The following is a 25,908-nucleotide window of genomic DNA, read 5'->3' on the forward strand; positions in this document are numbered from 1 at the left end:
TCAGACCGCGGGGCGTCGACAGCGGGTTCGACATCGGCTGCACCGGCGAACTCGTCGACTACCCGGCCGGCCGTCAGCAGCCTGCCGCGGAACTCTCGGGTCCGACCTCGGCCCGGTGGCTCGAGAACAACCCCGCCCACAGCGCCGCCCAATGGCGCGGTGCCGGACGCACCTCACGCGGCCGCCGGACCGCCGGCGGCGGCCCCGCCCGGTACTCCATCTCCACCCGCACCCAGTCGTAGATCCAGTCGCCTCGCATGGTCGTTCCTCACCTAGTCCTTCCGAGGAACCCCACTTTCATCCTGAGGGGACCGCCGCCGCATCGGGTGAACGCGCACTCCGCGCTCCGCGATCCCTTACCCGCGCAGCTCCGCCAGCGCGTCCAGGTGCCGGGGCGTCCAGCCCAGCTCGCGGCGCGCCCGGGCGGGCGTCAGCTGCTGATCCAGCGCGAACGCCTCCGCGATCGGGCCCATCCGCTCGACCGCTTCGGCGAGGGTGAGGCGAGCGATCGGATTCCCGGCAGCGAGGACCGAGACGATGTCCGCGAGTCGCACGTTCTGCCCGCTCACCCCCGCATAGACCGACTTGGCCGGCGCCCGCAACGCCAGCACGTACAGCTCGGCGAGGTCCTCGACGTGGACGAGCGCCCAGTGGTTGGCGCCGTCGCCGATCAGGGGCACCGGGGCGCCGAAGAACGTCTCGATGAGCCCGCCGCCGAGGCCGTAGACCAGGCCGGGCATCACCAGCACCGGGTGCCCGCCGTGGGACAGGACGCGCTCTTCGTTGGCGCGGCGCCACGCCGTGATCGGCGGCGGGTTCTGCGGCGCGTCCTCGTCCACGACACCGTCCGTGTCGCCGTACACCCAGACCCCGCCGGTGTGCACGTACGGCCCGCGGTCGCCGAGGCCGGACTGCAGCGCCTTCGCCGCCGCGAGGTCGACCTCCGCCGTGTCGTCGCCGTAGTGCTGGCCGAGGTGGATCACCCCGTCGGCGGCCGCGGCGGCTGAGCGGAGGACGTCGGTGGCGGTCAGGTCGCCGCGGACCGGAGACGCGCCCAGCTCGGCGAGCACCCGCGCCGAAGCCTCGCTGCGCGCCAGGGCGCTCACCTCGTGACCGTGCCGGATGAGCGCGCGGACCGTCGGACGGCCGACGTACCCGGAGCCGCCCGTCAGGAAGACCTTCATCGTGGGACCTTTCGTGGTCGTGGTGGTTCCCTTCCGACTCTCGGCGCTGCGGGGCCCTCGCGTCCAAGACCCTTTCCGCTCGCTGTGATACCCGCAGGGCATTACTCTGGGCCCGTGCCCGCGACGACGTTCCTGTTCGTGCCCGGCGACCGCCCCGACCGCTTCGGCAAGGCCGCCGACAGCGGCGCGGACGTCGTGATCCTGGACCTCGAAGACGCCGTCGCCCCGGCGGACAAGGACGCCGCGCGCACCCACGTCGAAAGCTGGCTCGAGGGCAACGAAGCCATGGTGCGGATCAACGCCCCGGGCACGCCCTGGTTCGAGGCCGACGCCGCCCTCGTGACCGCCCGCGGAATCCCGGTGGTCGTGCCGAAGGCCGAGACGCCCGGGGTGCTCGCCGGGTTCCGCGAAGTCGTGGCCCTCGTCGAGACCGCGCGAGGCGTCGAACGCGCCGGGGAGCTGGCCGCCGTCCCGTCGGTGAGGCGGCTGGCGTTCGGCAGCGTCGACCTGGCCGCGGAGCTCGGCGTCGCGCCGGAAGACCCGGAGCCGTTCGCCTACGCGCGCTCGCGGCTGGTGATCGCCTCGGCGCCGGCCGGGCTGGCGCCGCCGGTGGACGGCGTCACCACGGACCTGCGCGACGACGAAACGCTCGAGGCCGACGTCCGCTACGCGCGCCGCATGGGCTTCGGTGGGAAACTGTGCATCCACCCGCGCCAGATCGAGCCGGTCCGCGCCGGCTTCGCGCCGACGGAAGCCGAGCGGGAGTGGGCGCGTAGAGTGCTGACGGCGGGGGAATCGGCGTCCACTGTGGACGGCCGGATGTTGGACAAGCCGGTGCTGGACCGGGCCCGGCGGATCCTGGGGGAGTGAGCATGCGCCGCAAGACGCACAAGGTCGCGCTGCGCAGGCTGCGGTCCGGTGACGACGAGTTCTGCTTCCAGCTGCACCGCAGCGCGCTCGGCGAATACGTCGAGGCGATCTGGGGCTGGGACGAGTCGGCGCAACGCGAGCACCACGAGAAGAACTTCGACGCGGAGCACACGCAGATCATCACCGTCGACGGCCACGACGCCGGCGTGCTGACCGTCGAAGACACCGGGTCCGACGTCGTCCTCGGCCGGATCGAGCTGGATCCGGTGTACCAGGGCCGCGGCTTCGGCGGGCACGTCGTCCTGAGCCTGGTGACCGAAGCGGCGTCGCGCGGCCAAGCCGTCGTGCTCGAAATCCTCGACGTCAACAAGCGTGCGAAGATCTTCTACGAACGGATCGGCTTCGTCGAGACCGGCCGTCCGCGGGAACACAAGATCGCCCTGCGCTACCCGCCGCCCTGACCTCGCACCGCCGCCGCGTCGAAGCCGAACTCCGCCAGCACCGCGTCGGTGTGCTCGCCGAGCGCCGGCACCGGGTCCATCCGCGGCGCGCGGCCGGGCACCGTGATCGGCGGCAGCGTGGCCCGGATCGGCCCGCCCGGCGTCGCGACGTCGGCGAAGCGGTCGCGCGCCGTCAGCTGGGGGTGCGCCAGGACGTCGGGCAGCTCCCGGCGGCGCGCGTGCGCGATCCGGCCCTGGCGAAGCCGCGCCTCCAGCTCGTCCCCGGTCAACCGCGCGAAGATCGCGTCGATCTCGCGTTCCAGGGCCGGCCGATACGCGACGCGAGCGCTGCCGGTCGCGAAGCGCTCGTCGGTGACCCACTCCGGCCGCTCGACGGCGTGCTCGCAGAACGCCGCCCACTCGCGCTCGTTCTGCACCGCCAGCACCAGCTCGGTCCCGTCGCCCGCGGCGAAGGTGCCGTAGGGCGCGATCGCCGGGTGGCTCGTGCCGGTCCGCGGCGGGGGCGTGCCGCCGTAGCCGGCGTAGTAGAGCGGGAACCCCATCCACTCGACGAGCGAGTCGAACAGGCTGACCTCCAGTTCGGTGCCGTGCCCGGTGCGCTCGCGGTCGTAGAGCGCGGAGAGGATGCCGGAAAACGCGTACATGCCGGCGCCGATGTCCGCAGCCGGGATGCCGCTCTTGGCCGGCTCGGTCTCGGACCCCGTCACCGAGACCAGGCCGGCTTCCGACTGGATCAGCAGGTCGTACGCCTTCGCGTCGCGGTAGGGCCCGCTCGAGCCGTAGCCCGACACCGAACACGTGATCAGCCGCGGCCGCGTGGCGCGCAGTGAAGCCGCTCCGAGCCCGAGCCGCTCGGCGACGCCCGGCGCGAAGTTCTGCACGAACACGTCGGCCCGGTCGAGCAACGCCGCCATGACCGGGCCCGCGGCCTCGCTCTTGAGGTCGAGCGTGACGCTCTCCTTGGACCGGTTCAGCCAGACGAAGTGGCTGGACTGGCCGTGCACGGTCTCGTCGTACGCGCGGGCGAAGTCGCCGCTGCCCGGCCGTTCGATCTTGAGCACGCGGGCCCCGAGGTCGGCCAGGTGCCGGGTGGCCAGCGGCGCGGCGACCGCCTGTTCGCAGGACACGACCATGACGCCGTCGAGGGGCAGGGAGATCATGGCCGCATCCTGCCACCCGGGTCAGACCGCGCGGGCGATGGCGATGTTCCCGGCCAGCCGCTCGCCGGCCTCGTAGATCATGTATTCACGGCCCTGGTAGGTGCCGAAGCTGGGCGCGGCGGACCGGCCGTTGTCCGGGGCGCCGGCGAGCGGCGCGTGGAACGTCCCGAGGTGGGTGCGCTTCGAGAAGTCGTTGCCGACCTCGGTGATCATCAGCTTGCCACCGTGCGCGATGTCGGTGTTGTAGACGACGTAGGTGCTGTTGTTGCGGTACAGCAGGTGCGGGCCGCCGATGTCGTTCGCGCCGACGTCGGTGTGGCGCACGAGCGGCGTCTGGGAGAACGTCCAGTTCAGCGCGTCGGGCGACCAGCCCCAGCCGATGTCGCGGTGGTTCGTGGTGTTGTTGAGCATGAACACCATGACGTAGCGGGCGTTCTTGGCCGGCAGGTCCTGGCGGAAGACCCGTGCGTACGACGTCTCCGTGGTGCCCGCGGGCTGAAGCCGGGTCGAGAGGACCTCCTTCTCGTAGGTGAAGTGGATGCCGTCGGCGGAGCTGGCGAGGCGCGTGACGGTGTTTTCGCCGTGGAAGTACAGGTAGATCCGGTTGACGTCGTCGTTCCACAACGCGTGCGGTGACGAGACGTGGCTGACGGAGTACTCGCCGGGCCAGGAGTTCTTGATGATCGGGTTGCCCGCGTACTCGGTGAACTCCTCGTCGAGGGAGTTCGCGTAGGCCAGGCAAATCCCGCCCGGCGCGTCGTGCGGCGCGTAGTAGAGGTAGTACGCGCCGAGCGCGTTCGGGATGCGGCCCTTGGTGCCGCGGATGCAGGGGAAGATCAGCTCGCCGGTCGGGTTGTAGCGCAGCTTGCTCTTGACGAGGGCGAGCCGCTGGTACCGGTAGTCGGGGAAGCCGGCGGGCGCGGCGGTGGCGACGGCCGGGATCATCGCGCCCGCGCCGAGCGCGGCGGCGCCGGCCAGCAGGCCGCGTCGGGTGAGGGTCATGACCGCTCCTTCGAGGTCTCGTGTCCGGCGACGGTGGCACGCGTCCGAAGGCGAGGTCAATGGAGTAATACGTATTAGTATGGTCGGGACAGGTTTGCTGGAGTTTCGGGCAAAACGGTTGACGACCCCTTCGCGGGCTTGCACTCTGAATCGGATCAGCTGACTCCGAGCGAGGTGGCGATGGGCAAGGTCCGGCAGGCCGACATCGCCCGCGTGGCCGGGGTTTCGCAGGCGACGGTGTCGGTGGTGCTGGGCGGCAACCGCACCGGTGTCCGGCTGTCGGAACAGACGAAGCTGCGGGTGCTGGAGGCGGCCGAGCGGCTGGGGTACGTGCCCGATCCGGTGTCCTCCCGGCTGGCGGCCACGCGCAACAATCTGCTGGGCGTGTACACGTTCACGCCGGCGTTCCCCGACATCGCGGACGTGTACTACCCGATCCTGGCCGGAGTCGAGGCGGAGGCGGCGGCGCTCGGCAAGGACCTGATCATGTTCACGGCGTCGAGTGCGGCACCGGACCGGATCCGCCGCACCCGGCTGGCCGACGGCTGCCTGTTCCTCGGCCGGCACGTCCCGGTGGACGCGATCGCCGACCTGCTGGCGGCGGCGTTCCCGATCGTCCACATCGGACGCCGTACCGAGCTGGGCGGCCGCATCCCGCACGTCGGCGCGGACTACGTGTCGGCGTCGGCGGAGGTGATCACGCGGCTGGCGCGGGCGGGCCACACGCGCGTGCGGTACCTGCGCGAGCCGGACGACGCACCGTCGTCGGGGGACCGCGAACGCGGGGTGCGCGCGGCGGCGGCCGGCGCGGGGCTGTCGGTCGCGGTGACCCGCACGCCGGGCCCGGAGCTCGACGCGGCGACGATCGCGCGCTGGCTCGCCGACGGCGTGACGGCGCTGGTGGTGGAGGAGACCGACACGGGCGCGGTGTTCCAGGCGACGTGGCGGGCCCTGCACGAGGCCGGAGTCTCGGTGCCCGGCGACGTCTCCCTGGCGGTCCTGGGCCGGCCGCCGGCCGGGACGGCGGGCCCGGTGATCAGCGGGTTCGAGGTCCCGCGCCGGGCGCTGGGCCGGGCCGCGGTGCGGCTGCTGGCGTCGCTGGTCGAGCCGGGGTCGGGCGAGCCGTCGCCGCACCGGTTGCTGACGTGCCCACCGGTGGCGGGGGAGACGATCGCGACGGTCGCCTGACCGCCAGTGCCGGTTCCCGAGCGCCCCAAGGCCACCTTGGTTGCGTTCAACGCACCGAAGGCCGCCTTGGGTGCGTTGAACGCACCGAAGGCCACATTGGGGCGCAGGAAGGCGGGCCGGGCTCAGAGACAGTCGGCCAGGGTTTCCAGGAGCAGCGAGCCCCGCCGGTCGGTGTCCTCGGACTGCAGTTCGCTCGTCGTGAACGAAAACCCGAGACCCTCCTCCGGCCACGCCCCGTGCCGGCCGCCGCCCGCGCCCGAGTGGCCGAACGCCTCCGTCGCCGGGCCGTACGTCCCCAGGGAGTCGGCCAGCTCGTAGCCGAGGCCGAAGCGGACCGGGCGATCGTTGATCGCGTCCGTCCCCGACGACCACGTGCGGGTCGCGGTCGCCAGGACCGGCGCGGGCACCAGTCCGGCGCAGACTTGGTCGTAGAGCCGCGCCATCGCCGCCGCCGTGCCGGTCGCGCCGCCCGCGGCCAGCTCGGCCCGCCGGTACGCCGCCGAGTTGATCGTGTCCGGCTCCAGCAGCCCGCGGTACATCTTGTCCACGACGCGGCGCCGGGCCGGGTCGTGCAGGAACGTGCTGATCCGGTAGTCCGGCGACCGCGTCACCCGCGCGACGCGGTGGTCCTCCGACGCCGGCGTGCCGAGGTGGACATCGAAGTCACCCAGGAGGGAGCGCACGACAGCTCTGGCGGAAGTGCCGGTGACCCGCCGGATCAGCTCCGTGCACAGGTAGCCGTAGGTCGCCGCGTGGTAGGCGACCCGCGCGCCGGGCGTCCACAACGGACGTTGCGATGCCAGGGCCAGCGCGTTCGCCTGATTGTCCAGAAAGGACACGTCCGCCTCGACGTACGGCAGCCCCACGGTGTGGGACAGCACGTGCGAAACATCCCCTGAGGAGAATTCCGGCCAGTACCGCGACACCGGTGACGAAGGGTCGAATCCCAGCAACGCCATCACCGTGGCCACCACGCCCTTGGTGCCGGAGAACAGCACCACGAGCGTGTCCCGCGTCCAGCCCGGCCCGCCCCACAGCTCGACGAGCACCTCGCCCCGGCGCACGACGCTGAACGCCGCCCCGCCGGACGTCCGACCCAGCACGGTGGCGAACGCGTCGCGCACCGGCTCGAACCCCGGCGCCACCGCACCCTTCACAGGCGCGGCGTCGCGGCCAGCAGCTCCCGCGTGTAAGCGTGCGACGGCGAGTCCAGCACCGTCCGGACCGGACCCTCCTCGACGATCGAGCCGCCCTGCAGGACCGCGATCCGGTCCGCGACCTCACCGGCCAGCGCGATGTTGTGCGTCACGAACAGCATCGCCATCCCCAGTTCCCGGCGCAGCTCGCCCAGCAGCTCGACGATCGTCGCCTGCACCGAAACGTCCAAAGCGGACGTCACCTCGTCGCACACCAGCACGTCCGGCGTGGTCACCAGCGCCCGGGCGATGGCGGCCCGTTGCCGCTCGCCGCCGCTGAGCTGGTCCGGCAGCCGGTCGGCCAGCGCCCGGCCGAGCCGGACGCGGTCGAGCACCTCACCGACCCGCGCGCGGCGTTCGGACCGCGACATCGAAGTCAGCTGCGTCAGCGGCACCTCGATCGACTGGGCGACGGTCTTGCGGGGGTTGAGCGAGGAGAACGGGCTCTGGAACACGTACTGGATCCGGCGCCGCTGCTCGTCGGTCCGGTGCCGCGTGGCGGCCGCCAGACCGGTGCCGGCCAGCGAAACCGTCCCGCTGTAGGAGTGCGTCAGCCCCGCGATGCACTGCGACAGCGTCGTCTTGCCGGACCCGGACTCGCCGAGCAACAGCAGGCATTCGCCGCGCGCGACCGAGACGTCCACCCCGCGCAGCACCACGTTCTGTCCATAGGAGACGGACACGCCCGTCGCCGCGAGGAGCGGATCCTCGGGCGGCGGCGGCACGGAGGTGGCGCCCGGATCGGGCACCGCGTCCAAGAGTCGCCGCGTGTAGGCGTGCGACGGCGACCGCAGCACCGACACCGCCGGGCCGCACTCGACGATCTCCCCGTGGTACATCACCGCGACGCGGTCGGCGATCTCGGCGACCACCGCGAGGTCGTGGGTGATGTAGAGGGCGGCGACACCGTGCTCCGCGGTCAGCGCCCGGACGGTCTTCAACACCAGAGCCTGGGTGACGACGTCCAGCCCGGTCGTCGGCTCGTCCAGGACCACGACGGCCGGCCGGCACGCGAACGCCATCGCGATCCCGACGCGCTGCTGCTGCCCGCCGGAGAGCTGGTGCGGGTACCGGCGCCGGTACCGCGCATCCGACGGCAGCCCGACCTCTTCCAGGACCTCGCCGACGCGGTCGTCGACCGAACCTTCGTAGCCGTGGGTCTCCACGACCTCGGCGATCTGCAGCCCGATCCGCAACGCCGGGTTCAGCGAGAGAGCCGGGTCCTGCGGGATGTAGGCGACGGTGCTGCCGCGCAGTCGTCGCCGGCCGCCGATGTCCAGCGAGAGAACGTCGACGCCGCCCACGGTGACCTGCCCGCCGGACACCGCGAGCCCGCGCCGGAAGTGCCCGAGCGCGGCGAGCCCGGCGGTCGTCTTGCCGGACCCGGACTCACCGACCAGCGCCAGCACCTCGCCGGGCGCGACCGCGAAGGAAACATCGGAGAGAACCGGTGAACCGGCCACTGTGGACACCGCGAGCCCGGTGACCTCGAGAGCGGCGTTCATGCGCGGGCCTCCCGCTTCCGTCCGGCGGCGGCCGATGCGAGCGCGTCGGCCACCAGGTTGGTTCCCACGGTCAGCGCGGCGATCGCCAGCACCGGGAGCAGCACGCCCCAGGGTTGGACGACCAGCGCGATCCGGTTCTCGTTGATCATCAGGCCCCAGTCGGCCGACGGTGGCTGGATGCCCAGGCCGAGGAAGGACAGCGACGCGATGTACCCGATCGAGTAGGTCAGGCGCAGCCCGATCTCGACCATCAGCGGGCCGGTGATGTTCGGCAGGATCTCGCGCAGCAGGATCTGCGACCGCGGCACGGCGTACATCTCGGCGGCGCGGATGTAGTCGTGCCCCGCCACCGCGACGGTCGCCTGCCGGGCCACTCGCGCTGTCCGCGGCGCGTGCGTCAGGCCGATGAGCAGCACGAGCAGCCAGCCTTCCGGCCCGATCACCGCGATCGCGAGCAGCGCGATCACCAGCTGCGGGAAGGACAGCAGGACGTCGTTGCCTCGCATCAGCAGGCCGTCGAGCCGGCCGCCGCCGTACCCGGCGACCATGCCGAGCAGCGCGCCCACGACGATCCCGAGCACGGTCGCGAGCACGGCGTAGAGCAGCAACGTCGTCCCGCCGGCGAGGAACCGCGTCAGGACGTCGCGGCCGAGGCCGTCGGTGCCGAAGACGCCGTCGTGCTTGAACGGCTTCCCGGCGAAGTCGGTCGTGGTGTGCCCGGTCAGCACCGGCCCGAGCCACGGCCCGAGCACGGCGATCAGCACCACGACGAGGGTGAGCGCCGTCCCGATCTTGGCCTGCGGGAACGTCCACGCGGTGCGGAAGAGCCCGCCCGGGCGGGCCGGCGGGGCGTCCGGGGTGGCGGTGCGGGGGAGTTCGACGGCGGTCATCGGCCTGCCTCCGTGCGCAGTTTCGGGTCGGCGAGGATGCCGACGACATCCGCGAGGAGGTTCACCACGATGTAGACGCCCGCGATGAGCAGCGTGATCGCCTGGACGACGGCGACGTCCCGCTTGCCGACCGCGTCGATCAGCGCCTGGCCGATGCCGGGGTAGCGGAACAGGAACTCGACGACCACGACGCCGCCCGCGAGCCACGCCAGCTGCAGCGCGACGACCTGCGCGACCGGTCCGATCGCGTGCGGCAGCGCGTGCCGGACCAGCACGGTCCGTTCGCGCACGCCTTTGAGCCGGGCCATCTCGACGTACCCGCTGTCGAGGACCTCGTTCATGGTCGCCCGCATCATGCGCGTGATGTACGGCGTCACGACCAGCACGAGCGTGAGCACCGGCAGCACGAGCTGAGCGGGCTGGCGCCACACCGCCTCGCCGGGCGGGGTGATCGTCACCGACGGGAAGATCTTGAACACCGTCGTGGAGAGCAGCACGACCAACGCGACGCCGATGACGAACTCCGGCAGCGCGGCGATGACCAGGCTCACCCCGGAGATCGCCTGGTCGGTGGCGCGGTCGCGGCGGATCGAGCTCCACGTGCCGAGGCCGAGCCCGAGCGGGGTGGCGAGCACCGCGGCGACCACCAGCAGCACCAGCGACGCCGAGATCCGGTCGCCGATCAGGGCCGTGACCGGGCCCTGGGTGGACGTCGACGTGCCGAGGTCGCCGGTGAACAGCCCGCCGAGCCAGTCGAGGTAGCGCTGCCACACCGGCAGGTCGAGGTGCAGCTGGTGCTGGAGGGCGGCGATGCGCTCGGGGGTGGCCTGCTGGCCGAGGATGGCTCGCGCCGGGTCGCCGGGAAGCAGCAGCGTCGCGACGAAGACCAGCAGGGACACCACCCAGAGCACGAGCACGCTGACGAGCAGGCGGCGCAGGATCAGTCCGGTCATCTCACGCCTCCCCGCTCGTGCCGAGCCAGGCGGTGCGGAACCGGTAGCCGCTCAGCGAGATCCCGGTGCGGTCCGGGACGAGCCCGGCGACGTACTTCTGGTGGGCGTCGACCTGGTTGACGAAACCCCAGACGATCAGCCCGCCGCGTTCGTACTCGATCTTCTGCGCCCGTTCCAGCAGGTCCCCCCGGACTTTAGGGTCCACTGTGGACCCGGCGCGGGTGACGAGGTCGATGAACTCCGGGTCCTGCCAGTGCGTCTCGTTGTACGGCGACTTCGGCAGCGAGCCGTTGGCGACCTGGGGGAGGTAGTTGCGGGTGTACCAGAAGTCCTGCGCGAAATCCCAGGACAGGTAGTTCTCGCCGTAGAACGTCGTGGTGTCGAGCTTGCGGATCTTGACGGTGATGCCCGCCGCCTTCGCCTGCTGCTGGAACACCTGCGCCGCCTCGACCGCGCCCGCCTGGATCGGCGCGGTGACCAGCTCGACGGTCAACGTGGCGTGGCCGGCCTCGGCGAGCAGCCGCTTGGCCTGCTCGATGTCCTGCTTGCGCTGCGGGAGTTCCTTGGCGTAAGCCGGGTCGAAGGGCGCGTAGAGGTCGTTGCCGAGCCTGCCCTGTCCGCTGAGGACCTGGTTGATCATCTGCTCGCGGTCGACGACCAGGCGCATGGCCTGGCGCACCCGGACGTCGTCGAACGGCGGCCGGTCGACGCGCATGGTGAACGGCAGCCACGTGCCGGTCTCGGCGGCGAGGACCTCGATCCGCGGGTCGCTGCGCAGGACGTCGACCAGGGCCACCGGCACCTGGTCGATCGCGTCCACCTGGGACGAGAGCAGCGCGTTGATGCGGGCGTCGTCGTCGGCGAAGTTGATCAGCACCAGTTCGTCGAGGTAGGGCTGCCCGGGCCGCCAGTAGTGCTCGTTGCGGGTGAAGGTGCTCTGCTGCCCGACCGTGAACGAGCCGGCCTTGAACGGGCCGGTGCCGATCGGGCGCTTCAGGTCGAAGTCCGCCGGGACGATGCCCAGCGAATACTGGCCGAGCAGGTCGTCGAAGCCCGCGTTCGGCGTGCTCAGCCGGAACTCGACGGCCCGGTCGCCGCTCGGCGCCACCTCGGCCAGCATGGTCAGCCCGGCCGCGCCGCTCTTGGGGTCCTTCGGGTCCATGATCCGCTTGAAGGTGGCGACGACGTCGGCCGGCGTCACCGGGCGGCCGTCGTGGAACTTGACGCCGTCGCGCAGGACGGCGGTCCACGTCCGGGCGTCCGGCGACGCCGTCAGCGACTGCGCGACCAGCAACTCCAGCTTGTAGTCGTGGTCGCGGTTCAGGAGCGGCTCGTAGAGGTTGATGACCCGCGCGATGTCCGGGTTGGTCGCCGGGATGTGCGGGTCGAGGGTGTCGGACGCGCCGCCGCCGGTGACGCCGACGCGCAGCCGGCCGCCGGAGCGGGGCGGCCCGGTCGGCACCGGGGCGGCGTACGTCGCGCCGCAACCGGCGGCCAGCACCGCGACCCCGGTGGCGGCCAGGAACCGGCGCCGGGTGAGAGGACTGCATCGCTCTTCCATGGTGGGGACTTCCGGTGGGAGCGGACGTTCGGGTCAGGCGATGGCGCGCCCCGCGTAGTCCGGGACCGGGTTGAGGTAGCCGCGCAGCCGCTCCGCGACCTCGGCGGGGAGCGGGGAAGCTCTGCTCCCGGTGACGTGGACGGCCAGGATCTCCTCGGTCGCGACGAGGTTCCCGGCGACGCGCATTTCGTGGCAGAGCCGGACCTTCTTCCCGCCGACGTCGAGCACGCTCGTCGTGACCTCGAGATCGGCGTCCGGGCCGACTTCCCGCAGGTAGCGGACGTGCGCTTCGACGGTGTACAGCGAGGAACCGCTGCGCTCCGGGCCGAGGCCGACGGTGTGCATCAGGTGCGTCGTCGCGTCCCCGAAGACCAGGACGTAGTACGGCTCGGAGAGGTGGCCGTTGTAGTCGATCCACTCCGGACGGACGCGGTCGTCGTAGGACAGCTCAGCCATTCCGCGCCTCCCCGACCGCGCGCTGGATGGCGATGATCGCCCGGTCGCGCTCGGCGACGAGGTCCGCGATGGTGCGTTCCCCGGCTTCGGCTTCGCAGCCTGCGACGACGGCGTCGCGGAGTTCGGTGGTCAGCTCCGGGGCATCGAGACGGGTCCACGGTGACTTCAACGACGGCCCGAAGTGGTCGAGCATGTGCGCCATGCCGCCCTCGCCGCCCGCGAGGTGGAAGGTGAGCATGGGGCCCTGGACCGGCCAGCGCAGGCCGGGGCCGTCGGTGATGGCGGTGTCGATCTGCTCGACCGTGGCCTCGCCGTGGGCGACCATGTGCAGGGCCTCGCGCCACAGCGCTTCCTGCAGGCGGTTGGCGATGAAGCCGGGGACCTCGCGGTCCATGGTGATCACGGACTTGCCGACGCGCCGGTAGAAGTCCGCGGCCCGCTCGACGGCCCACGCCTCGGTGCGTTCGCCGCCGACGACCTCGACCAGGGGGATGAGGTAGGGCGGGTTGAACGGGTGCCCGACGACGAGACGTCCCGGGGTCGCGGCGTCGGCCTGCATCTCGGTCATGCCGTAGCCCGAGGTCGAGGAGGCGATGACGATCCCGGCCGGGGTCACGGCGTCGATCTCGGCCAGCAGCTTCTGCTTGAGGGGGAGGTCCTCGGGGGCGCTCTCCTGGACGAACGTCGCGTCGGCGACCGCCTCGGCGAGGGTAGCGGCGACGACCAGGTTGTCCCGGCTCGCGCCGTCGGCCAGGCCGAGCGACGTCAGGGCCGGCCAAGCGGCGTCGACGAGCCGCCGGAGTTTCGCTTCGGCGTCCGGCGCCGGGTCCCAGGCGTGGACCCGGAAGCCGCGGGCAAGGAAGTGCGCGACCCAGCCGCCGCCGATCACGCCGGCGCCGACGCACGCGACCGTCTCAGACATGGACGCGCTCCTTCAGGCCGAGGATCTCGCGGGCGCGGGAAGCGCTTACCACGGTGGCGCCGAGGTCCTGGACGATCCCGGCGGCGCGTTCGACGAGCTGCCCGTTGGTCGCCTTGACGCCCTTCGCGAGGTAGAGGTTGTCCTCCAGGCCGACCCGGACGTGGCCGCCGAGCAGCACGGACTGCGCCACCCACGGCATCTGGTCCCGGCCGATGGCGAACGACGCCCACTGCGCGCCCTCCGGCAGCAGCTTCACCATGGCCTGCAGCAGGCCGGGGTCCACGGGGGCGCCGTACGGGATGCCCATGCAGAGCTGGAACAGCGGGGGAGCGTCGATCAGGCCTTCTTCGACCATCTTGGACGCGAACCACAGGTGCCCGGTGTCGAAGATCTCCAGCTCGGGCTTGACGCCCAGCTCCTGGATCCGCCGGGCGCCCGCGCGCAGCATGTCCGGAGTGGACACGTAGAGCTGGCTGCCTTCGCCGAAGTTGAGCGAGCCGCAGTCGAGAGTGCAGATGTCCGGGAGCAGCTCTTCGACGTGCGGCAGCCGGTCCATCGCGTTGACGAGATCGGTACCGTCGACCGGCTTGAGCGGGTCCTCCCGGTCGATGACGAGGTCACCACCCATGCCGGCGGTCAGGTTGATCACGACGTCCACATCGGACTCTTTCACCAGCCGCACGACCTCGCGGTAGAGCGCGACGTCCCGGGACGGCGACCCGGTTTCGGGATCGCGGACGTGGATGTGCACGACGGCGGCCCCGGCGTTCGCGGCCTCGACGGCGCTCGCGGCGATCTGGGCGGGCGTGACGGGCACGTGCGGGCTCCGGCCGACGGTGTCCCCGGCGCCGGTGAGGGCGCAGGTGACGATGACCTCGTGGTTCACGATGCTCCCTTGACGATCGAGCTTTCGATGAAGTCGTGCAGGTGTTCGCGCATGCTTTCCGCGGTGCTGCCCGGACGGCCGGTCAGCACCTGGATGCCGAGGCCGTCGATCAGTGCCGTGAGCCGGGTGGTCGCGGCGACCGGGTCGGTCACCGCGAAGACACCCTGCTCGCACCCGGAGCGGATGGTCATCGCGATCGTGCGTTCCCAGCGGCCGATCGAATCGTGGTACAGCGAACGGAAGGACGGGTCGAGCGAGACCTCGTTCCACACCTGCAGCCACACCGACCACTCGGCGCGCAGGACGCCGTCGGTCGGCAGTTGCAGCTCGACCAGGCGGTGCAGCCGTTCGTGCGCGTCCTCGATGGAGTGCAGTTCGGCGACTTGGCGGTCGAACGCGAGCTTCACGTTGCGCCGCAACGCTTCGTTGAGGACCTCGGTCTTGCTCGGGAAGTGGTAGTGGATGGTCGCGGTGCTGGTGCCGCACGCCTCGGCGATGTCGGCGATGCGCACCTTGTGGTAGCCGCGTTCGGCGATCAGCGCCCAGGCCGTCTCCAGGATGCGGCGGCGCGGCTCGGACTGGGCGAGGTGGTCGGGATCGTCGCTCGCCAGGCGGGCGGCCGGCGCGGGCACCGCCGTGACGGTGACCGCGTCGTCGCTGCCGTTGAGCAGCCAGTTGACCGTGACGCCGCAGTGCTCGGCGACGCGGACCAGTTCGTGCGGCGAGAACCGGCGGGTGCCGTTCAGCGCCTTGGACAGCTTCGTCTCGTCGAGCCCGATCGCGGCGGCGAACTCCCGCTGGGCCCCCGGCATGGTCTTGACCAGACCGCGGACCCGGTCCCGCAGCTCGGCGGTTTCGTCCATGCCAGGAGACGGTAACCCCGCGTTGCGATAATCGCAATATCCGAGTCGGAAACGTTGTGGTTGACGGGAGTTGCGATGGCTCTTTGACTGATGAGTCAGTCGGTCAGCGGGGTGCCACCGTGAACCGCCGCAACTCGAGAGCCGGGTTCTTCGCCCGCACCTCGGCGATCCGTTCGGCGGAGACCTCGCCGACGGCCACTCCGGTCTGCTCGCCGAGGGAGGTGACGACCACGCCCATCGGGTCGACGAGCATGCTGGTGCCCGACCCGGTCGGCGCCGCCTGACCCGCCGCGGCGACGTAGAGCGTGTTCTCGATCGCGCGGGCACGGACGAGCGTGCTCCAGTGGTACTCCTTCAGCGGCCCGGGCACCCATTCCGCCGGCAGCAGCACGACCTGCGCACCCGCGTCGGCCAGCCGCCGGGTCACCTCGGGGAAGCGCAGGTCGTAGCAGGTCTGGAGGCCGAAGCGGACGCCGTCGACCTCGAACGTCTCCGGCTCGGTGATCTCCCCGGCGCGGACGACGTCGGACTCGCGGAAGCCGAAGGCGTCGTACAGGTGGATCTTCCGGTAGAGCGCCGCCACGGACCCGTCCGGGCCGGCCGCGACGAGGGTGTTGGAGATCCGCGAGCCGTCGAGGCGTTCGTTCATCCCTCCCACGATCGCGACGCCGCGCTCCTGCGCCAGATCGCGGAGACCGGTGACGAACTCGCCGTCGAGGTCCTCGGCGGCGTCGACGAACCGGTGGTCCATCGCGGGGACGGTGAACATCGCGTACTCGGGCAGCACCACCACCCGGGCGCCCCGGTCGGCCGCGTCGCCCACCAGCTTCGTGATCAGCGCGAGGTTGGCGGGCTTGTCGTCACCGGGCGCGAACTGCGCGAGAGCCACGTGCGTCATGCGGTTTCCTTCCTGGGGGCGGCGGGCATGCGGTCGAGCTTGCCGAGCACGACCGTGTAGCAGAAGATCCCGGCGAGCAGCACCACGCCGGTGACGAGGAACGCGCCGGCGAACGAGCCCGTCACGTCCACGACGGCGCCGGTCACGATCGGTGCGGCGATGCCGATCATGTTCGCGACGAAGTTGACCAGCCCGCCGAGGGTGCCGGAGCAGCCTTCCGGCGCGATGACGGCGACGATGCTGGACCCGGCCGGCACCGACACGGCGAGCCCGGCGGCGCCGACCGACAGGAACACCAGCGCCGTGGCGACCGAACCGGCGTACGCGGCACCGGCGACGGACAGCGAGACCAGCATGCTCGTCACCAGCACGATCCGCCGCGCCTTCGTTTCGTTGCCGGTGCGGGCGATCAGGCGGTCCAGCACGATCCCACCGACGAGGAACTGCGCGAGCACGGCGACCAGCCACGGGATCATCGTGTAGAAGCCGCCGGCGAGGAGCTTCACGCCGAACTGCTTCTCGAGGTAACCCGGCAGCCAGGTCAGCAGCACGTAGTACGCGTAGGTGTAGGACGCGTAGCCGAGCGCGAGGCCCCAGGTCTTGCGGCGGCGCAGCAGGTGACCGAGCCCGGTCAGCGAAGGGGGTGCCGGCGCGTCTTCGTCGTCGGCGCCGCCCTCGCGCAGGTACGCGAACTCCTCGGGAGACAGCCGGCCGCGGGCGAGGGCCTGCTTCGGCGTCAGGTACAGCAGCCACCACACCAGCAGGTAGCCGAGGCTGAGGACGCCGGTGAAGAGGAACGCCGCGTGCCAGCTGAACACCGTCACGAGGAAGGCCATCACCGGGATGCCGAGGACGTTGGAGATCTTGGCGCAGCCGTCGAAGATCGCGGTGGCGCGGCCGCGTTCACTGCGCGGGAACCACTGCCCGATCGCCTTCCAGCCCGCCGGGATGGTGGGCGCCTCGCCGAACCCGAGCACCAGCCGCGAGAACAGCAGCAGGCCGAGCCCGCCCGCCGACGCCGTCAGGAACGACGCGATCGCCCACAGGATGGCGGCCGCGCGGTTGACCCAGCGGACACCGATCCGGTCGATGATCGCGCCGATCGGCAGCTGCAGCACCGCGTACGTCCAGAGGAACGCCGAGGCGACGACGCCGAGCTGGGCCGCGCTCAGGTGGAACTCGCGCATCATCTCCGGCCCGGCGATGGACAGGTTGACGCGGTCGACGTAGTTGACGAACGAGCCGACGCCGAGCACGCCGGCGATCGTCCAGCGCGTGCGGCCCGCGATGCGGGACTTGGTCCGCTCCGTGGTCGTCATCGCGCCTCCTTCGCGAGCGACGTGGTCTCGTCGAAGGCCGCGGTCAGGCCGGCGGCGAGTGCGCCGTGCTGCATGGTCAGCGCGAGCTGCCCGGCGCCGTGGGCGAGGGCGAACTCCTTCTCCTCCCGGCTCCACGCGGGCAGGACCCACGGCTTGCCGGCCGCGCGGGCGGCGTCGGCGACGCGCTTCAGGTCGGCGAAGTCCCCGGGGTCACGGGTGTACGCGCCGCGTTCGCGGCGCAGGGACAGGTCCGACGGCCCGACGAAGACACCGTCCACAGTGTCCAGTGCGAGGATTTCGGCGATGTCCTCGAGCGCGCCGGCGTCCTCGATCATCGGCAGGCAGCGGGTGCCGCGGTCCTGCTCGGCGACCCACTCGTCGGTGAAGCCGCGGTAGCCGGTGGTGCGCCCGCCCGCGAAGCTGCGGTCACCCAGGGGCGGGAACTTCGCGAACGCCGTGACGGCCTTGGCGTGCGGCGCGTTCTCGACGTGCGGGATGACGACCGCGTCGGCGCCGAAGTCGAGCGCCTGCTGGATCGGGCCGCGCTCGGGGCCGAGGACCTTGGCGAGCACCTCCAGCCCGAGTGTGCGCAGGAACGGGACGAACCGCTCGAGGTCGGCCAGGTCGAAGGCGCCGTGCTCGATGTCGAGGACGGCGGCGCCGTAGCCGATCCCGCGGGCGATCTCGGCGGTCGCGAACGACGGGTCCGAGAGCCAGACGGCGTAGCGCCGGTCGGCGGGGACTGGGGACTGTGCTGAAGCCAACGGAAACCTCCTGCGCACGGACGACGGTAGCTCCGGTCGTTGTGTGCACCGTGTATACACGATGGATATTCATGGGTCCAGACGCTAAGCTGACGGCCGGACGAGGGGAGTGGCATGACCACCAGCGCACCGGCCGGGCCGGCGCGGGACCGCGTGTACGCCTGGCTGCGGGACGGGATCATCGCGGGCGAGCTCGAAGGCGGCCGGTTCCTGGACGAGCAGTGGGTCTCGGGCGTGGTCGGGGTGTCCCGGACGCCGGTCCGCGAGGCGTTCCACCGCCTGGAGGCCGAGCGCTTCATCAGCCTGCTCCCGCGCAAGGGCGCCCAGGTCCGCACGGTGACCGCGCGCGAACTGGCGGAGGTCTACCAGAGCCGCCGGCTGATCGAGGGGCACGCGATCGCGGAGGTCTGCGCGGCCCGCGCGGGAGCGCCCGCGGAGATGGCCGGCCTGATCGAGGAGATGGACCGCGCGGGGAAGGCCCGCGACTGGTTCGCGGTGTCCGGCCTGGACCGCTCCTTCCACCGCGCCATCGTCAACGCGGCGGGCAACAGCGTGCTGACGGAGTTGTACGACACACTGCGGTCGCGGCAGCAGCGGGTCGCGGTGCGGGCGCTCGAGGCCCGGCCGGAACGGCTGCCGGTCATCGACGCCGAGCACCGCGCGCTGGTGGCGGCGCTGGACGCCCACGACGCCGACGAGGCGTCGCGGGTGCTGAACCAGCACCTGCGCCCGGTGTCCGAAGTGGTCTCGGCCCTGGACCGCGGCTGATCCCACCCGCGTCGGCGACCAGCGGCACCGGCCGCGCGGGTGATAGGAATGGCCGGTGACCGAACCGAACCTGATCGAAGTCGCCGCGGCCGAGGCCGTCACGCTGACCAGCGAGCTCATCCGCATCGACACGACCAACACCGGCGACCCCGACACGCTGGTCGGCGAGCGGGCCGCGGCCGAGTACGTCGCGGAGAAGCTGACCGACGCCGGCTACGAGATCACCTACGTCGAGTCGGGCGGGAAGAACCGGCACAACGTGATCGTCCGGCTCGAAGGGGCCGATCGCGAGCGGGGCGGCCTGCTCATCCACGGCCACCTCGACGCCGTCCCCGCCGACCCGTCCGAATGGTCGGTCCACCCCTTCTCGGGCGCGATCCAGGACGACTACGTCTGGGGCCGCGGCGCGGTCGACATGAAGGACATGTGCGGGATGGCGCTCGCGCTGGCCCGGCACTACAAGATGAACAACGTCGTGCCCCCGCGCGACCTCGTCTTCGCCTTCCTCGCCGACGAGGAGGCGGGCGGCAAGTACGGCGCCCAGTGGCTCGTCGAGAACCGGCCGGAGCTGTTCGAAGGCGTCACCGAGGCGATCAGCGAGGTCGGCGGCTTCTCGATCACGCTCAAGGACGACGTCCGCGCGTACCTGATCGAGACGGCGGAGAAGGGCATCCGCTGGATGAAGCTGCGCGTGCGCGGCACCGCCGGGCACGGCTCGATGATCCACCGCGACAACGCGGTGACGAAGCTGGCCGAAGCCGTCGCGAAGCTCGGCAACCACCGCTTCCCGCTCGTGCTGACCGACTCCGTCAGGGAGTTCCTCGCCGGCGTCACCGAGATCACCGGCTGGGACTTCCCCGAGGACGACCTCGAAGGCTCGGTCGCCAAGCTGGGCAACATCTCCCGGATGATCGGCGCTACCCTCCGCGACACCGCCAACCCGACCATGCTCACCGCCGGGTACAAGTCGAACGTCATCCCGTCGGTCGCCGAGGCCGCGGTGGACTGCCGGATCCTGCCGGGCCGCCTGGAGGCGTTCGACCGCGAGCTCGAAGAGCTGCTCGGGCCGGACATCGAGAAGGAGTGGATGGAGCTCCCGCCGGTCGAGACGACGTTCGACGGCGCCCTCGTCGACGCCATGACCGCCGCCGTGCTGGCCGAGGACCCGGGCGCGAAGACGTTGCCGTACATGCTTTCCGGCGGCACCGACGCGAAGTCGTTCCAGGACCTCGGGATCCGCAACTTCGGCTTCGCGCCGCTCAAGCTGCCGGCCGACCTGGACTTCTCGGCGCTCTTCCACGGCGTCGACGAGCGCGTCCCGGTCGAGGCGCTGAAGTTCGGCACCCGCGTGCTGGACCGGTTCCTGCGCACGTCCTGATGACCGCGTTCGCGCTCGCCGACGGGACGTCCCTGCAGGTGGTCCGCAGGGGCGACCCGGCCGCGCCGGTGACCGTGGTGTTCGTCCACGGCTACGCGCTCGACCAGCGCAGCTGGGGCCGGATCGCGCCGCTGGTGCCGGACGCGGCCGACGGTCCGGTGGCCGTGCTGACCTACGACCAGCGCGGCCACGGCGGGTCCGGGCGGGCGCGGCGCGGCACGGCGACGATGGCGCAGCTCGGCGACGACCTCGCCGAGCTGGTCGAGCGCGAAGTTCCCGAAGGCCGGGTGGTGCTGGTGGGGCACGACATGGGCGGCCTGGCCATCATGTCGCTGTCCCAGCGGCACCCGGAGCTGTTCGCCGCGCGCGTGTCGGGGCTCGTGCTGCTCGCGACGGCGTCCGGAACCCTGGCGACCGAGGTGTCGGCGGCCTGGCCGAACGCGCTGGGCAAGCTGGCCCGCGACCTCGAAGCGGTGCTCGGCTCGAAGGTCTTCGGCGTGGTCCGGGAGCACACGAGCCGCGCGGTGAGCGCAGGCCTGCGGTGGTGGCTGTTCGGCGACGACCCGGACCCGGAGCTGGTCGAGCTGACCGTGAAGATGATCCGCGGCAACTGGCCGCACACGGTGTCGCTGTTCCGCCCGGCACTGGACGCCTATGCCCGTGACTCGGCCTTGGCGCAGGTCAGCGGCCTGCCGGTGACGGCGATCGTGGGGGAGCGGGACCGGATCGTCCGCGCGTCCGACGTCGAGCAGTGGGCCGGCGGCCTCGACGACGGGACGGTGGTGGTGCTGCCCGGCGTCGGGCACGTCGTGCCGCTGGAGGCCGCGGCGCAGGTCCTGCCGCGGGTCGTCGCCGTGGTCAACGCCAGTCACCGACAAGACTAGGGTTCTTGACAACTTCTCTGTTCGGTACGACGCTGGTCCCATGTTCTCCGTGGCGGTGATCGAAGACGCGTCGGCGGCCGAGGTGTCGCTGGACCCGGTCCGCGCCCGGCTGCTGGCCGAACTGGCCGAGCCGGCGTCGGCGACCATGCTGGCCGCGCGGGTCGGCCTCCCGCGCCAGAAGGTCAACTACCACCTGCGGACGCTCGAGGCGCACGGCCTGGTCGAGCTGGTCGAGGAGCGGCGGAAGGGCAACGTCACCGAACGGATGATGCGCGCGACGGCGTCGTCGTACGTCATCTCGCCGGCCGCGCTGGCCGCCGTCCAGCCCGACCCGGCCCAGTCGCCGGACCGGCTTTCGGCCCGCTGGCTGCTCGCCGTCGCCGGCCGGCTCGTGCGCGACGTCGGCCTGCTGATCACCGGCGGGGAGAAAGCGAAGCAGCGCGTCGCGACCTTCGCGATCGACGGTGAGATCCGGTTCGCCTCCGCGGCCGACCGGGCCGCGTTCGCCGAAGAGCTCGCGACCGCGGTCACCGGCCTGGTCGGCAAGTACCACGACGAAACGGCCGAGAAGGGCCGCCCGCACCGGGTGGTCGTCGCCGTCCACCCGAGCATCCCGGAGGACTCCCGTGGGGCATGAGTTCGAGCTGACCGACGTCGCCGAGGTCGAGGCGACGCCGGAACAGGTGTGGGCGGCCATCGCCACCGGGCCGGGCATCGACTCGTGGTTCATGGGCCGCAACGAGGTCGAGGGCGGCACCGGCGGCGTCATCCGCGGTGCGTTCGGCGGGTACGAGCCCGAGTACCGGATCCGCGAGTGGAACCCGCTCGAGAAGCTCGTCTACGGCAACGAACCCGGGCCCGACGGGCGGAAGATCGCCTACGAGTTCCTCGTCGAGGGCCGCGACGGCGGCAGCTCGGTGGTCCGCTGCGTCACGACCGGGTTCCTGCCCGGCGACGACTGGGAGGACGAGTTCGAGGCGATGACCGGCGGCGGCGCGATGTTCTTCCGCACCCTGGTCGAGTACGTCACACACTTCGCCGGGCGCGCGGCGGTGCCGGTCACCGCGTTCGGCCCGCCGGTGGGGGACTGGCCCGCCGCGTGGGCCCGGCTCGGCACCGCGCTCGGGCTGCCGGCGCGGCCCGCCGAGGGCGACCGGGTGCGGGTCGAGCTGCCCGGCCGGGCGCCGCAGGAAGGTGTCGTCTACGCCGTGAACGACCAGAACGCCGGGGTCCGGACCGCGGACGCGATGATCCGGTTCCTGCGCGGCTTCCACGGCCCGATGATCGCCGCGCACCACGTCTTCACCCCGGGCGCCGACTCCGAAGTCGAGGAGAAGGCCTGGAGCGAGTGGCTCGACCGCGTGTTCGGCTGAGCGCCGTCAGGTCGGCAGCGCGCCGGGAAGGCTCTGCGCCGTCTTCTTGCGGCGCAGCCAGACCCGGCGCGTGCCGTCGGCGTAGAGCCGCACGGTGCGCAGTTCCCAGCCCGCGAACTCCGCGTGGATGGAGAGCTGGATCGCCGCCGCACGCCGGGACACACCCGGGGGGAGGTGCAGGCGGCGATACTCCCAATCCCCTTCGACCACCGCCTCGCTGACCGTCGTCATGGCTGGATCACCTGGGTCCCTTCTCCGGCGGCCGAGCCGATGATCACCCGGCCACTGGTTTCGTCCACCCCGACCGAGTCCGGCTGGCGCACGGTGGGGAACCTGAACTTCTCGACGGGCTCGCCCCCGCGGATGTCGAACCCGACCACCTCGTTGCGTCCGGTCAGCGTCACCCAGGCCAGGCTCCGCTTCGCGTCGTAGGCGATCCCGTACGCACCACCCGGCACCGGGTACCGCTGCCGCATGATCAGCGGCGACGCCGAGAACGCGATCAACGCGCCCGCCCGCGCGTCCGTCACCAGCACCCGCCCGTAGGAGTCCGCCACGGCGTTCGCGGCACCGTCACCCGCGCGCAGGCCCTCGTTGACCTTCCCGGCGGCGACGTCGACCGAGAACACGGCCGTGCGCAGCCGATCCAGCACCACGACACCCTTCCCGGTGTCGACGACGTCGTCGGCGCTGTAGAGCTGCCCGCCGATCGTCCGCGCCGGACCATTCGCGGGCAGCAGCTGAATGTCCTTCGCCGTACCCATCGCGACCAGCCGATCGGCGCCGTAGGCGATGCTCGACGCCGGCTGCCCGCCCGTCCTCGTCTCGGTCAGCTTCCGGTCCGGCAACGTCAGCTGCTGCACCACACCCTGAGCCGGCTCCGCGATCTCGACCCGCCCCGGCGCCACCGTCAGCTTCTCCGCCTTGCCGTATAACGGCATATTCACCGGGGGTGACGCGAGCGCGTTCAGGTCGTACAGCCGCAGCGACGGCGGCTCGGAAAGCGCGAGGACGAGGGTCGAGGTCCGCGCGTCGACGGCGACGGCCGACACCGCTGCGGTGGCGAGCACCTGACCGGCCGGCTGCACGGTCACGGCGGGGGAGACCGCCGGCTTCGCCGCCACGGGGTTCGCGACGATCTGCAGGTCGTCGCCGTCGGACTTGGCCGACGAGCAGCCCGAGAGCACCAGGACACCGGCGAGCGGGATCGCGACCCACGACACGGCGGCGAACCGACGCACGTTGCTGCCTCCAGATGTCCCTCGACGGGCGGTCTCCATCAGCATCCTCCACGATCGTCTTGCCGTCACGTGCATGTCACCCAACAGACACCTACCGCGGCCACCGCTCCGGGTAGCTGGCCTCGATCGCGCTGACGTCGTCGAGTGCCGAGCGGATCGCCGGCGGGAGGGTGATGTCCTCCGCCGCCAGTGAGCCGGTGAGCTGACCGGTGTCCCGGGCGCCCACGACCGGGGCCACGACGCCGGGCCGGTCGCGGACCCAGGCCAGCGCGACGGCCAGCGGTGACGTGCCCAGCCCGTCCGCCGCGGTGGCCACCGCCTGCACGATCCGGGCGGCCCGGTCGGTGCGGTGGTGCTCGACGTAACCGGCGTACGCGCTGTTCGCGCCGCGCGAGTCGGCGGGCGTGCCGGTGCGGTACTTGCCGGTCAGCACGCCGCGGCCCAGCGGCGCCCAGGGCAGCAGCCCGACGCCGTGGTGCTCGGCGGCCGGGACGACCTCGCGGTCCACCCCGCGTTCCAGCAGTGAATACTCGACCTGCGTGGAGACGATCGGCGCGACCGCCGCAGCGCCGGCGGCGGCCGTCGCCAGCTGCCAGCCGGCGTAGTTCGAGACGCCGACGTAGCGAGCCTTGCCGCTGGTCACGGCGTACTCGAGGGCGGCGAGGGTCTCGGCGATCGGCACGCAGGTGTCCCAGGCGTGCAGCTGCCACAGGTCGACGTGGTCGGTGCCGAGCCGCTTGAGCGAGCCGTCGAGCGCGGTGAGCAGGGCGCCGCGCGAGGCGCCGCCGCCGAACGGGCCGTCGTCGCGCCGGGCGACCGCCTTGGTCGCGAGGACGACGTCGTCGCGGGGCACGAGGTCGCCGAGCAGGGAACCGAGCACCCGCTCGCTCTCGCCCTCGCCGTAGATGTCGGCCGTGTCCACCAGGGTGCCGCCGGCGTCCACGAAGGCGACCAGCTGGCTGGCTGCCTCTTCCGCGTCGGTGTCGCCACCCCAGGTCATGGTGCCGAGCGCCATCCGCGAGACGCGCAGTCCCGAGCGGCCGAGCAGTCGCTTTTCCACGACCGCCGAGCCTAGTGGGCGGCCCCTCCCGAACCTGACCAAGGTGAGTCGTGTCGCCCACAAGGGCCCCCGTTAGGGTCTGGCCCCGTGCGACTCGGACTGAATCTCGGCTACTGGGGAGCGGGGAACGACCCCTCGAACCTGGCGCTGGCGAAACAAGCGGACGAACTGGGCTACGCCGTCGTGTGGGCGGCGGAGGCGTACGGCTCGGACGCCGTCACCGTGCTGACCTGGATCGCGGCGCGGACGTCGCGGATCGACGTCGGCGCCGCCGTGCTGCAGATCCCGGCCCGGACCCCGGCGATGACCGCGATGACCGCCGCGACCCTCGACACGCTCTCGGGCGGCCGCTTCCGGCTGGGGCTCGGCGTGTCCGGGCCGCAGGTGTCCGAGGGCTGGCACGGCGTGCGGTTCGCCTCGCCGCTGGGCCGCACCCGCGAGTACGCCGAGATCGTGCGGAAGGCGCTGCGGCGCGAGCGGCTCGTCCACGACGGTGAGCACTTCACGCTGCCGCTGCCGGACGGGCCCGGCAAGGCGCTGCGGCTGACCGTCCGGCCCGCCCGCAAGCACATCCCGCTCTACCTGGCCGCGATCGGCCCGAAGAACCTCGAGCTGACGGGCGAGATCGCCGACGGCTGGCTGCCGGTGTTCTTCTCGCCGGCGCACGCGGGGGAGCAGCTGGCGCAGCTGCGGACCGGCGCCGGACGGGCCGGCCGCACCCTGGACGGCTTCGACGTCGTCCCGACCGTGCCGCTCGTACCCGGCGACGACTGGCGGGCCTGCGCCGACGCCGTCCGCGGCTACGCGGCGCTCTACCTCGGTGGGATGGGCAGCAAGGAGAAGAACTTCTACAACCGGCTGGCGTGCCGGATGGGCTTCGCAGCCGAAGCCGCCGAAGTGCAGGAGAAGTACCTGGCCGGCGACCGGGCGGGGGCGATGGCGGCGGTGCCGCTGGAGTTCCTCGACGCGACGTCGCTGCTGGGCCCGAAGGAACGGATAGCGGAGAAGATGACCGAATACGCCGAGGCCGGCGTGACGACCCTGTCGGTGTCGCCGTACACGGAGGACGCGGCGGCCGCGCTGCGCACCGCCGTCGAAGCGCTCGAGCTGGCGGGGGTGGCCTGAC

28 protein-coding genes are annotated in these 25,908 nt (G+C 72.0%); 9 read left to right on the plus strand and 19 right to left on the minus strand.

Features of this window, described 5'->3' with window-relative positions; translation table 11 throughout:
• Positions 1-73: 73 nt before the first annotated feature.
• Positions 74-259 carry a hypothetical protein gene (locus AB0M59_RS36750; protein ID WP_364624648.1) on the minus strand — a complete coding sequence of 62 codons (186 nt, stop codon included), beginning with the start codon at positions 257-259 and terminating at the stop codon, positions 74-76.
• Positions 260-356: 97 nt separating this feature from the next.
• Positions 357-1,184, minus strand: coding sequence for an NAD-dependent epimerase/dehydratase family protein (locus AB0M59_RS36755; RefSeq protein WP_364624650.1), 828 nt, complete (start codon positions 1,182-1,184; stop codon positions 357-359).
• A gap of 114 nt (positions 1,185-1,298) precedes the next feature.
• Here AB0M59_RS36755 and AB0M59_RS36760 point away from each other — a divergent pair, with 114 nt between their 5' ends.
• Positions 1,299-2,054, plus strand: coding sequence for a CoA ester lyase (locus AB0M59_RS36760; protein ID WP_364624652.1), 756 nt, complete (start codon positions 1,299-1,301; stop codon positions 2,052-2,054).
• A 2-nt stretch (positions 2,055-2,056) separates the two neighbouring features.
• Positions 2,057-2,515 carry a GNAT family N-acetyltransferase gene (locus AB0M59_RS36765; protein WP_364624654.1) on the plus strand — a complete coding sequence of 153 codons (459 nt, stop codon included), beginning with the start codon at positions 2,057-2,059 and terminating at the stop codon, positions 2,513-2,515.
• Here AB0M59_RS36765 and AB0M59_RS36770 read toward each other — a convergent pair.
• Together AB0M59_RS36770 and AB0M59_RS36775 are read right to left on the minus strand one after the other, a co-directional pair.
• A complete protein-coding gene (locus AB0M59_RS36770; RefSeq protein ID WP_364624656.1) occupies positions 2,500-3,675 on the minus strand; it encodes a CaiB/BaiF CoA-transferase family protein in 1,176 nt (391 codons plus the stop codon). The two genes, AB0M59_RS36765 and AB0M59_RS36770, sit on opposite strands and share 16 nt — an antisense overlap.
• Before the next feature lie 21 nt (positions 3,676-3,696).
• Positions 3,697-4,677 (minus strand): hypothetical protein, encoded by a 981-nt coding sequence (locus AB0M59_RS36775; protein WP_364624658.1) that lies wholly within the window; start codon positions 4,675-4,677, stop codon positions 3,697-3,699.
• A gap of 180 nt (positions 4,678-4,857) precedes the next feature.
• Here AB0M59_RS36775 and AB0M59_RS36780 point away from each other — a divergent pair, with 180 nt between their 5' ends.
• Positions 4,858-5,865: a LacI family DNA-binding transcriptional regulator gene (locus AB0M59_RS36780; protein WP_364624660.1), complete on the plus strand. Its 1,008-nt coding sequence runs from the start codon at positions 4,858-4,860 to the stop codon at positions 5,863-5,865.
• Positions 5,866-5,987: 122 nt separating this feature from the next.
• Here AB0M59_RS36780 and AB0M59_RS36785 read toward each other — a convergent pair whose 3' ends face one another.
• The 12 genes from AB0M59_RS36785 to AB0M59_RS36840 form a co-directional block, all read right to left on the minus strand.
• Positions 5,988-7,010 carry a serine hydrolase domain-containing protein gene (locus AB0M59_RS36785; RefSeq protein WP_364624662.1) on the minus strand — a complete coding sequence of 341 codons (1,023 nt, stop codon included), beginning with the start codon at positions 7,008-7,010 and terminating at the stop codon, positions 5,988-5,990.
• A gap of 8 nt (positions 7,011-7,018) precedes the next feature.
• Complete coding sequence (locus tag AB0M59_RS36790; protein WP_364624664.1) at positions 7,019-8,566, minus strand: ABC transporter ATP-binding protein; 1,548 nt, start codon at positions 8,564-8,566, stop codon at positions 7,019-7,021.
• A complete protein-coding gene (locus AB0M59_RS36795) occupies positions 8,563-9,456 on the minus strand; it encodes an ABC transporter permease (RefSeq protein WP_364624666.1) in 894 nt (297 codons plus the stop codon). Before AB0M59_RS36795 ends, AB0M59_RS36790 begins: the two co-directional genes overlap by 4 nt.
• Positions 9,453-10,409, minus strand: a complete 957-nt coding sequence (locus tag AB0M59_RS36800; RefSeq protein ID WP_364624667.1) for an ABC transporter permease — start codon at positions 10,407-10,409, stop codon at positions 9,453-9,455. Before AB0M59_RS36800 ends, AB0M59_RS36795 begins: the two co-directional genes overlap by 4 nt.
• Before the next feature lies 1 nt (position 10,410).
• The gene (locus AB0M59_RS36805) at positions 10,411-11,970 is read right to left on the minus strand and encodes an ABC transporter substrate-binding protein (RefSeq protein WP_364624669.1); all 1,560 of its coding nucleotides are present in this window, start codon (positions 11,968-11,970) and stop codon (positions 10,411-10,413) included.
• A 33-nt stretch (positions 11,971-12,003) separates the two neighbouring features.
• Positions 12,004-12,426 carry a thioesterase family protein gene (locus tag AB0M59_RS36810; RefSeq protein WP_364624671.1) on the minus strand — a complete coding sequence of 141 codons (423 nt, stop codon included), beginning with the start codon at positions 12,424-12,426 and terminating at the stop codon, positions 12,004-12,006.
• On the minus strand, positions 12,419-13,348 hold the full coding sequence (locus tag AB0M59_RS36815) for a 3-hydroxyacyl-CoA dehydrogenase NAD-binding domain-containing protein (protein ID WP_364624673.1): 930 nt from the start codon (positions 13,346-13,348) through the stop codon (positions 12,419-12,421). The genes AB0M59_RS36810 and AB0M59_RS36815 overlap by 8 nt, the downstream gene beginning before the upstream one ends.
• Positions 13,341-14,234: a 3-keto-5-aminohexanoate cleavage protein gene (locus tag AB0M59_RS36820; RefSeq protein WP_364624675.1), complete on the minus strand. Its 894-nt coding sequence runs from the start codon at positions 14,232-14,234 to the stop codon at positions 13,341-13,343. Before AB0M59_RS36820 ends, AB0M59_RS36815 begins: the two co-directional genes overlap by 8 nt.
• Positions 14,231-15,097, minus strand: a complete 867-nt coding sequence (locus AB0M59_RS36825) for a TetR/AcrR family transcriptional regulator (protein ID WP_364624677.1) — start codon at positions 15,095-15,097, stop codon at positions 14,231-14,233. Before AB0M59_RS36825 ends, AB0M59_RS36820 begins: the two co-directional genes overlap by 4 nt.
• Positions 15,098-15,200: 103 nt before the next feature.
• Complete coding sequence (locus tag AB0M59_RS36830; RefSeq protein ID WP_364624679.1) at positions 15,201-15,995, minus strand: carbon-nitrogen hydrolase family protein; 795 nt, start codon at positions 15,993-15,995, stop codon at positions 15,201-15,203.
• Positions 15,992-17,314, minus strand: a complete 1,323-nt coding sequence (locus AB0M59_RS36835) for an MFS transporter (RefSeq protein WP_364624681.1) — start codon at positions 17,312-17,314, stop codon at positions 15,992-15,994. The genes AB0M59_RS36830 and AB0M59_RS36835 overlap by 4 nt, the downstream gene beginning before the upstream one ends.
• A complete protein-coding gene (locus AB0M59_RS36840; protein ID WP_364624683.1) occupies positions 17,311-18,078 on the minus strand; it encodes an aldolase/citrate lyase family protein in 768 nt (255 codons plus the stop codon). Before AB0M59_RS36840 ends, AB0M59_RS36835 begins: the two co-directional genes overlap by 4 nt.
• 114 nt (positions 18,079-18,192) lie before the next feature.
• On the opposite strand from AB0M59_RS36840, the gene AB0M59_RS36845 reads away from it, so the two are divergent.
• The 5 genes from AB0M59_RS36845 to AB0M59_RS36865 are packed head-to-tail and all read left to right on the plus strand — an operon-like array spanning position 18,193 to position 22,481.
• Positions 18,193-18,846, plus strand: a complete 654-nt coding sequence (locus AB0M59_RS36845; protein ID WP_364624685.1) for a GntR family transcriptional regulator — start codon at positions 18,193-18,195, stop codon at positions 18,844-18,846.
• Positions 18,847-18,901: 55 nt separating this feature from the next.
• The gene (locus AB0M59_RS36850) at positions 18,902-20,224 is read left to right on the plus strand and encodes a M20/M25/M40 family metallo-hydrolase (protein WP_364624687.1); all 1,323 of its coding nucleotides are present in this window, start codon (positions 18,902-18,904) and stop codon (positions 20,222-20,224) included.
• Positions 20,224-21,108, plus strand: a complete 885-nt coding sequence (locus AB0M59_RS36855; protein ID WP_364624689.1) for an alpha/beta hydrolase — start codon at positions 20,224-20,226, stop codon at positions 21,106-21,108. The genes AB0M59_RS36850 and AB0M59_RS36855 overlap by 1 nt, the downstream gene beginning before the upstream one ends.
• A 40-nt stretch (positions 21,109-21,148) precedes the next feature.
• Positions 21,149-21,745, plus strand: a complete 597-nt coding sequence (locus AB0M59_RS36860) for a helix-turn-helix domain-containing protein (RefSeq protein WP_364624691.1) — start codon at positions 21,149-21,151, stop codon at positions 21,743-21,745.
• Complete coding sequence (locus AB0M59_RS36865) at positions 21,735-22,481, plus strand: SRPBCC domain-containing protein (protein WP_364624693.1); 747 nt, start codon at positions 21,735-21,737, stop codon at positions 22,479-22,481. Before AB0M59_RS36860 ends, AB0M59_RS36865 begins: the two co-directional genes overlap by 11 nt.
• Positions 22,482-22,487: 6 nt before the next feature.
• On the opposite strand, the gene AB0M59_RS36870 is transcribed toward AB0M59_RS36865, so the two are convergent.
• From AB0M59_RS36870 to AB0M59_RS36880, 3 genes are all read right to left on the minus strand, one after another.
• Positions 22,488-22,712 carry a DUF5703 family protein gene (locus tag AB0M59_RS36870; RefSeq protein ID WP_086863416.1) on the minus strand — a complete coding sequence of 75 codons (225 nt, stop codon included), beginning with the start codon at positions 22,710-22,712 and terminating at the stop codon, positions 22,488-22,490.
• Positions 22,709-23,722 (minus strand): hypothetical protein, encoded by a 1,014-nt coding sequence (locus tag AB0M59_RS36875; RefSeq protein WP_364624695.1) that lies wholly within the window; start codon positions 23,720-23,722, stop codon positions 22,709-22,711. Before AB0M59_RS36875 ends, AB0M59_RS36870 begins: the two co-directional genes overlap by 4 nt.
• A gap of 91 nt (positions 23,723-23,813) precedes the next feature.
• Positions 23,814-24,782, minus strand: coding sequence for an aldo/keto reductase (locus AB0M59_RS36880; protein ID WP_364624697.1), 969 nt, complete (start codon positions 24,780-24,782; stop codon positions 23,814-23,816).
• 87 nt (positions 24,783-24,869) lie between these two features.
• Here AB0M59_RS36880 and AB0M59_RS36885 point away from each other — a divergent pair, with 87 nt between their 5' ends.
• Positions 24,870-25,907, plus strand: a complete 1,038-nt coding sequence (locus AB0M59_RS36885) for an LLM class F420-dependent oxidoreductase (protein ID WP_364624699.1) — start codon at positions 24,870-24,872, stop codon at positions 25,905-25,907.
• Position 25,908 lies beyond the last annotated feature (1 nt).

It is taken from the genome of Amycolatopsis sp. NPDC051371, assembly GCF_040682155.1.
In the GTDB taxonomy this organism is placed as follows: domain Bacteria; phylum Actinomycetota; class Actinomycetes; order Mycobacteriales; family Pseudonocardiaceae; genus Amycolatopsis.

Coding starts and splice junctions, on each gene's coding strand:
- AB0M59_RS36750 (WP_364624648.1), bottom strand. CDS start 259: ATGCGAGGCGACTGGATCTACGACTGGGTGCGGGTGGAGATGGAGTAC.
- AB0M59_RS36755 (WP_364624650.1), bottom strand. CDS start 1,184: ATGAAGGTCTTCCTGACGGGCGGCTCCGGGTACGTCGGCCGTCCGACG.
- AB0M59_RS36765 (WP_364624654.1), top strand. CDS start 2,057: ATGCGCCGCAAGACGCACAAGGTCGCGCTGCGCAGGCTGCGGTCCGGT.
- AB0M59_RS36770 (WP_364624656.1), bottom strand. CDS start 3,675: ATGATCTCCCTGCCCCTCGACGGCGTCATGGTCGTGTCCTGCGAACAG.
- AB0M59_RS36775 (WP_364624658.1), bottom strand. CDS start 4,677: ATGACCCTCACCCGACGCGGCCTGCTGGCCGGCGCCGCCGCGCTCGGC.
- AB0M59_RS36780 (WP_364624660.1), top strand. CDS start 4,858: ATGGGCAAGGTCCGGCAGGCCGACATCGCCCGCGTGGCCGGGGTTTCG.
- AB0M59_RS36790 (WP_364624664.1), bottom strand. CDS start 8,566: ATGAACGCCGCTCTCGAGGTCACCGGGCTCGCGGTGTCCACAGTGGCC.
- AB0M59_RS36795 (WP_364624666.1), bottom strand. CDS start 9,456: ATGACCGCCGTCGAACTCCCCCGCACCGCCACCCCGGACGCCCCGCCG.
- AB0M59_RS36800 (WP_364624667.1), bottom strand. CDS start 10,409: ATGACCGGACTGATCCTGCGCCGCCTGCTCGTCAGCGTGCTCGTGCTC.
- AB0M59_RS36805 (WP_364624669.1), bottom strand. CDS start 11,970: ATGGAAGAGCGATGCAGTCCTCTCACCCGGCGCCGGTTCCTGGCCGCC.
- AB0M59_RS36810 (WP_364624671.1), bottom strand. CDS start 12,426: ATGGCTGAGCTGTCCTACGACGACCGCGTCCGTCCGGAGTGGATCGAC.
- AB0M59_RS36815 (WP_364624673.1), bottom strand. CDS start 13,348: ATGTCTGAGACGGTCGCGTGCGTCGGCGCCGGCGTGATCGGCGGCGGC.
- AB0M59_RS36825 (WP_364624677.1), bottom strand. CDS start 15,097: ATGGACGAAACCGCCGAGCTGCGGGACCGGGTCCGCGGTCTGGTCAAG.
- AB0M59_RS36830 (WP_364624679.1), bottom strand. CDS start 15,995: ATGACGCACGTGGCTCTCGCGCAGTTCGCGCCCGGTGACGACAAGCCC.
- AB0M59_RS36835 (WP_364624681.1), bottom strand. CDS start 17,314: ATGACGACCACGGAGCGGACCAAGTCCCGCATCGCGGGCCGCACGCGC.
- AB0M59_RS36845 (WP_364624685.1), top strand. CDS start 18,193: ATGACCACCAGCGCACCGGCCGGGCCGGCGCGGGACCGCGTGTACGCC.
- AB0M59_RS36855 (WP_364624689.1), top strand. CDS start 20,224: ATGACCGCGTTCGCGCTCGCCGACGGGACGTCCCTGCAGGTGGTCCGC.
- AB0M59_RS36860 (WP_364624691.1), top strand. CDS start 21,149: ATGTTCTCCGTGGCGGTGATCGAAGACGCGTCGGCGGCCGAGGTGTCG.
- AB0M59_RS36870 (WP_086863416.1), bottom strand. CDS start 22,712: ATGACGACGGTCAGCGAGGCGGTGGTCGAAGGGGATTGGGAGTATCGC.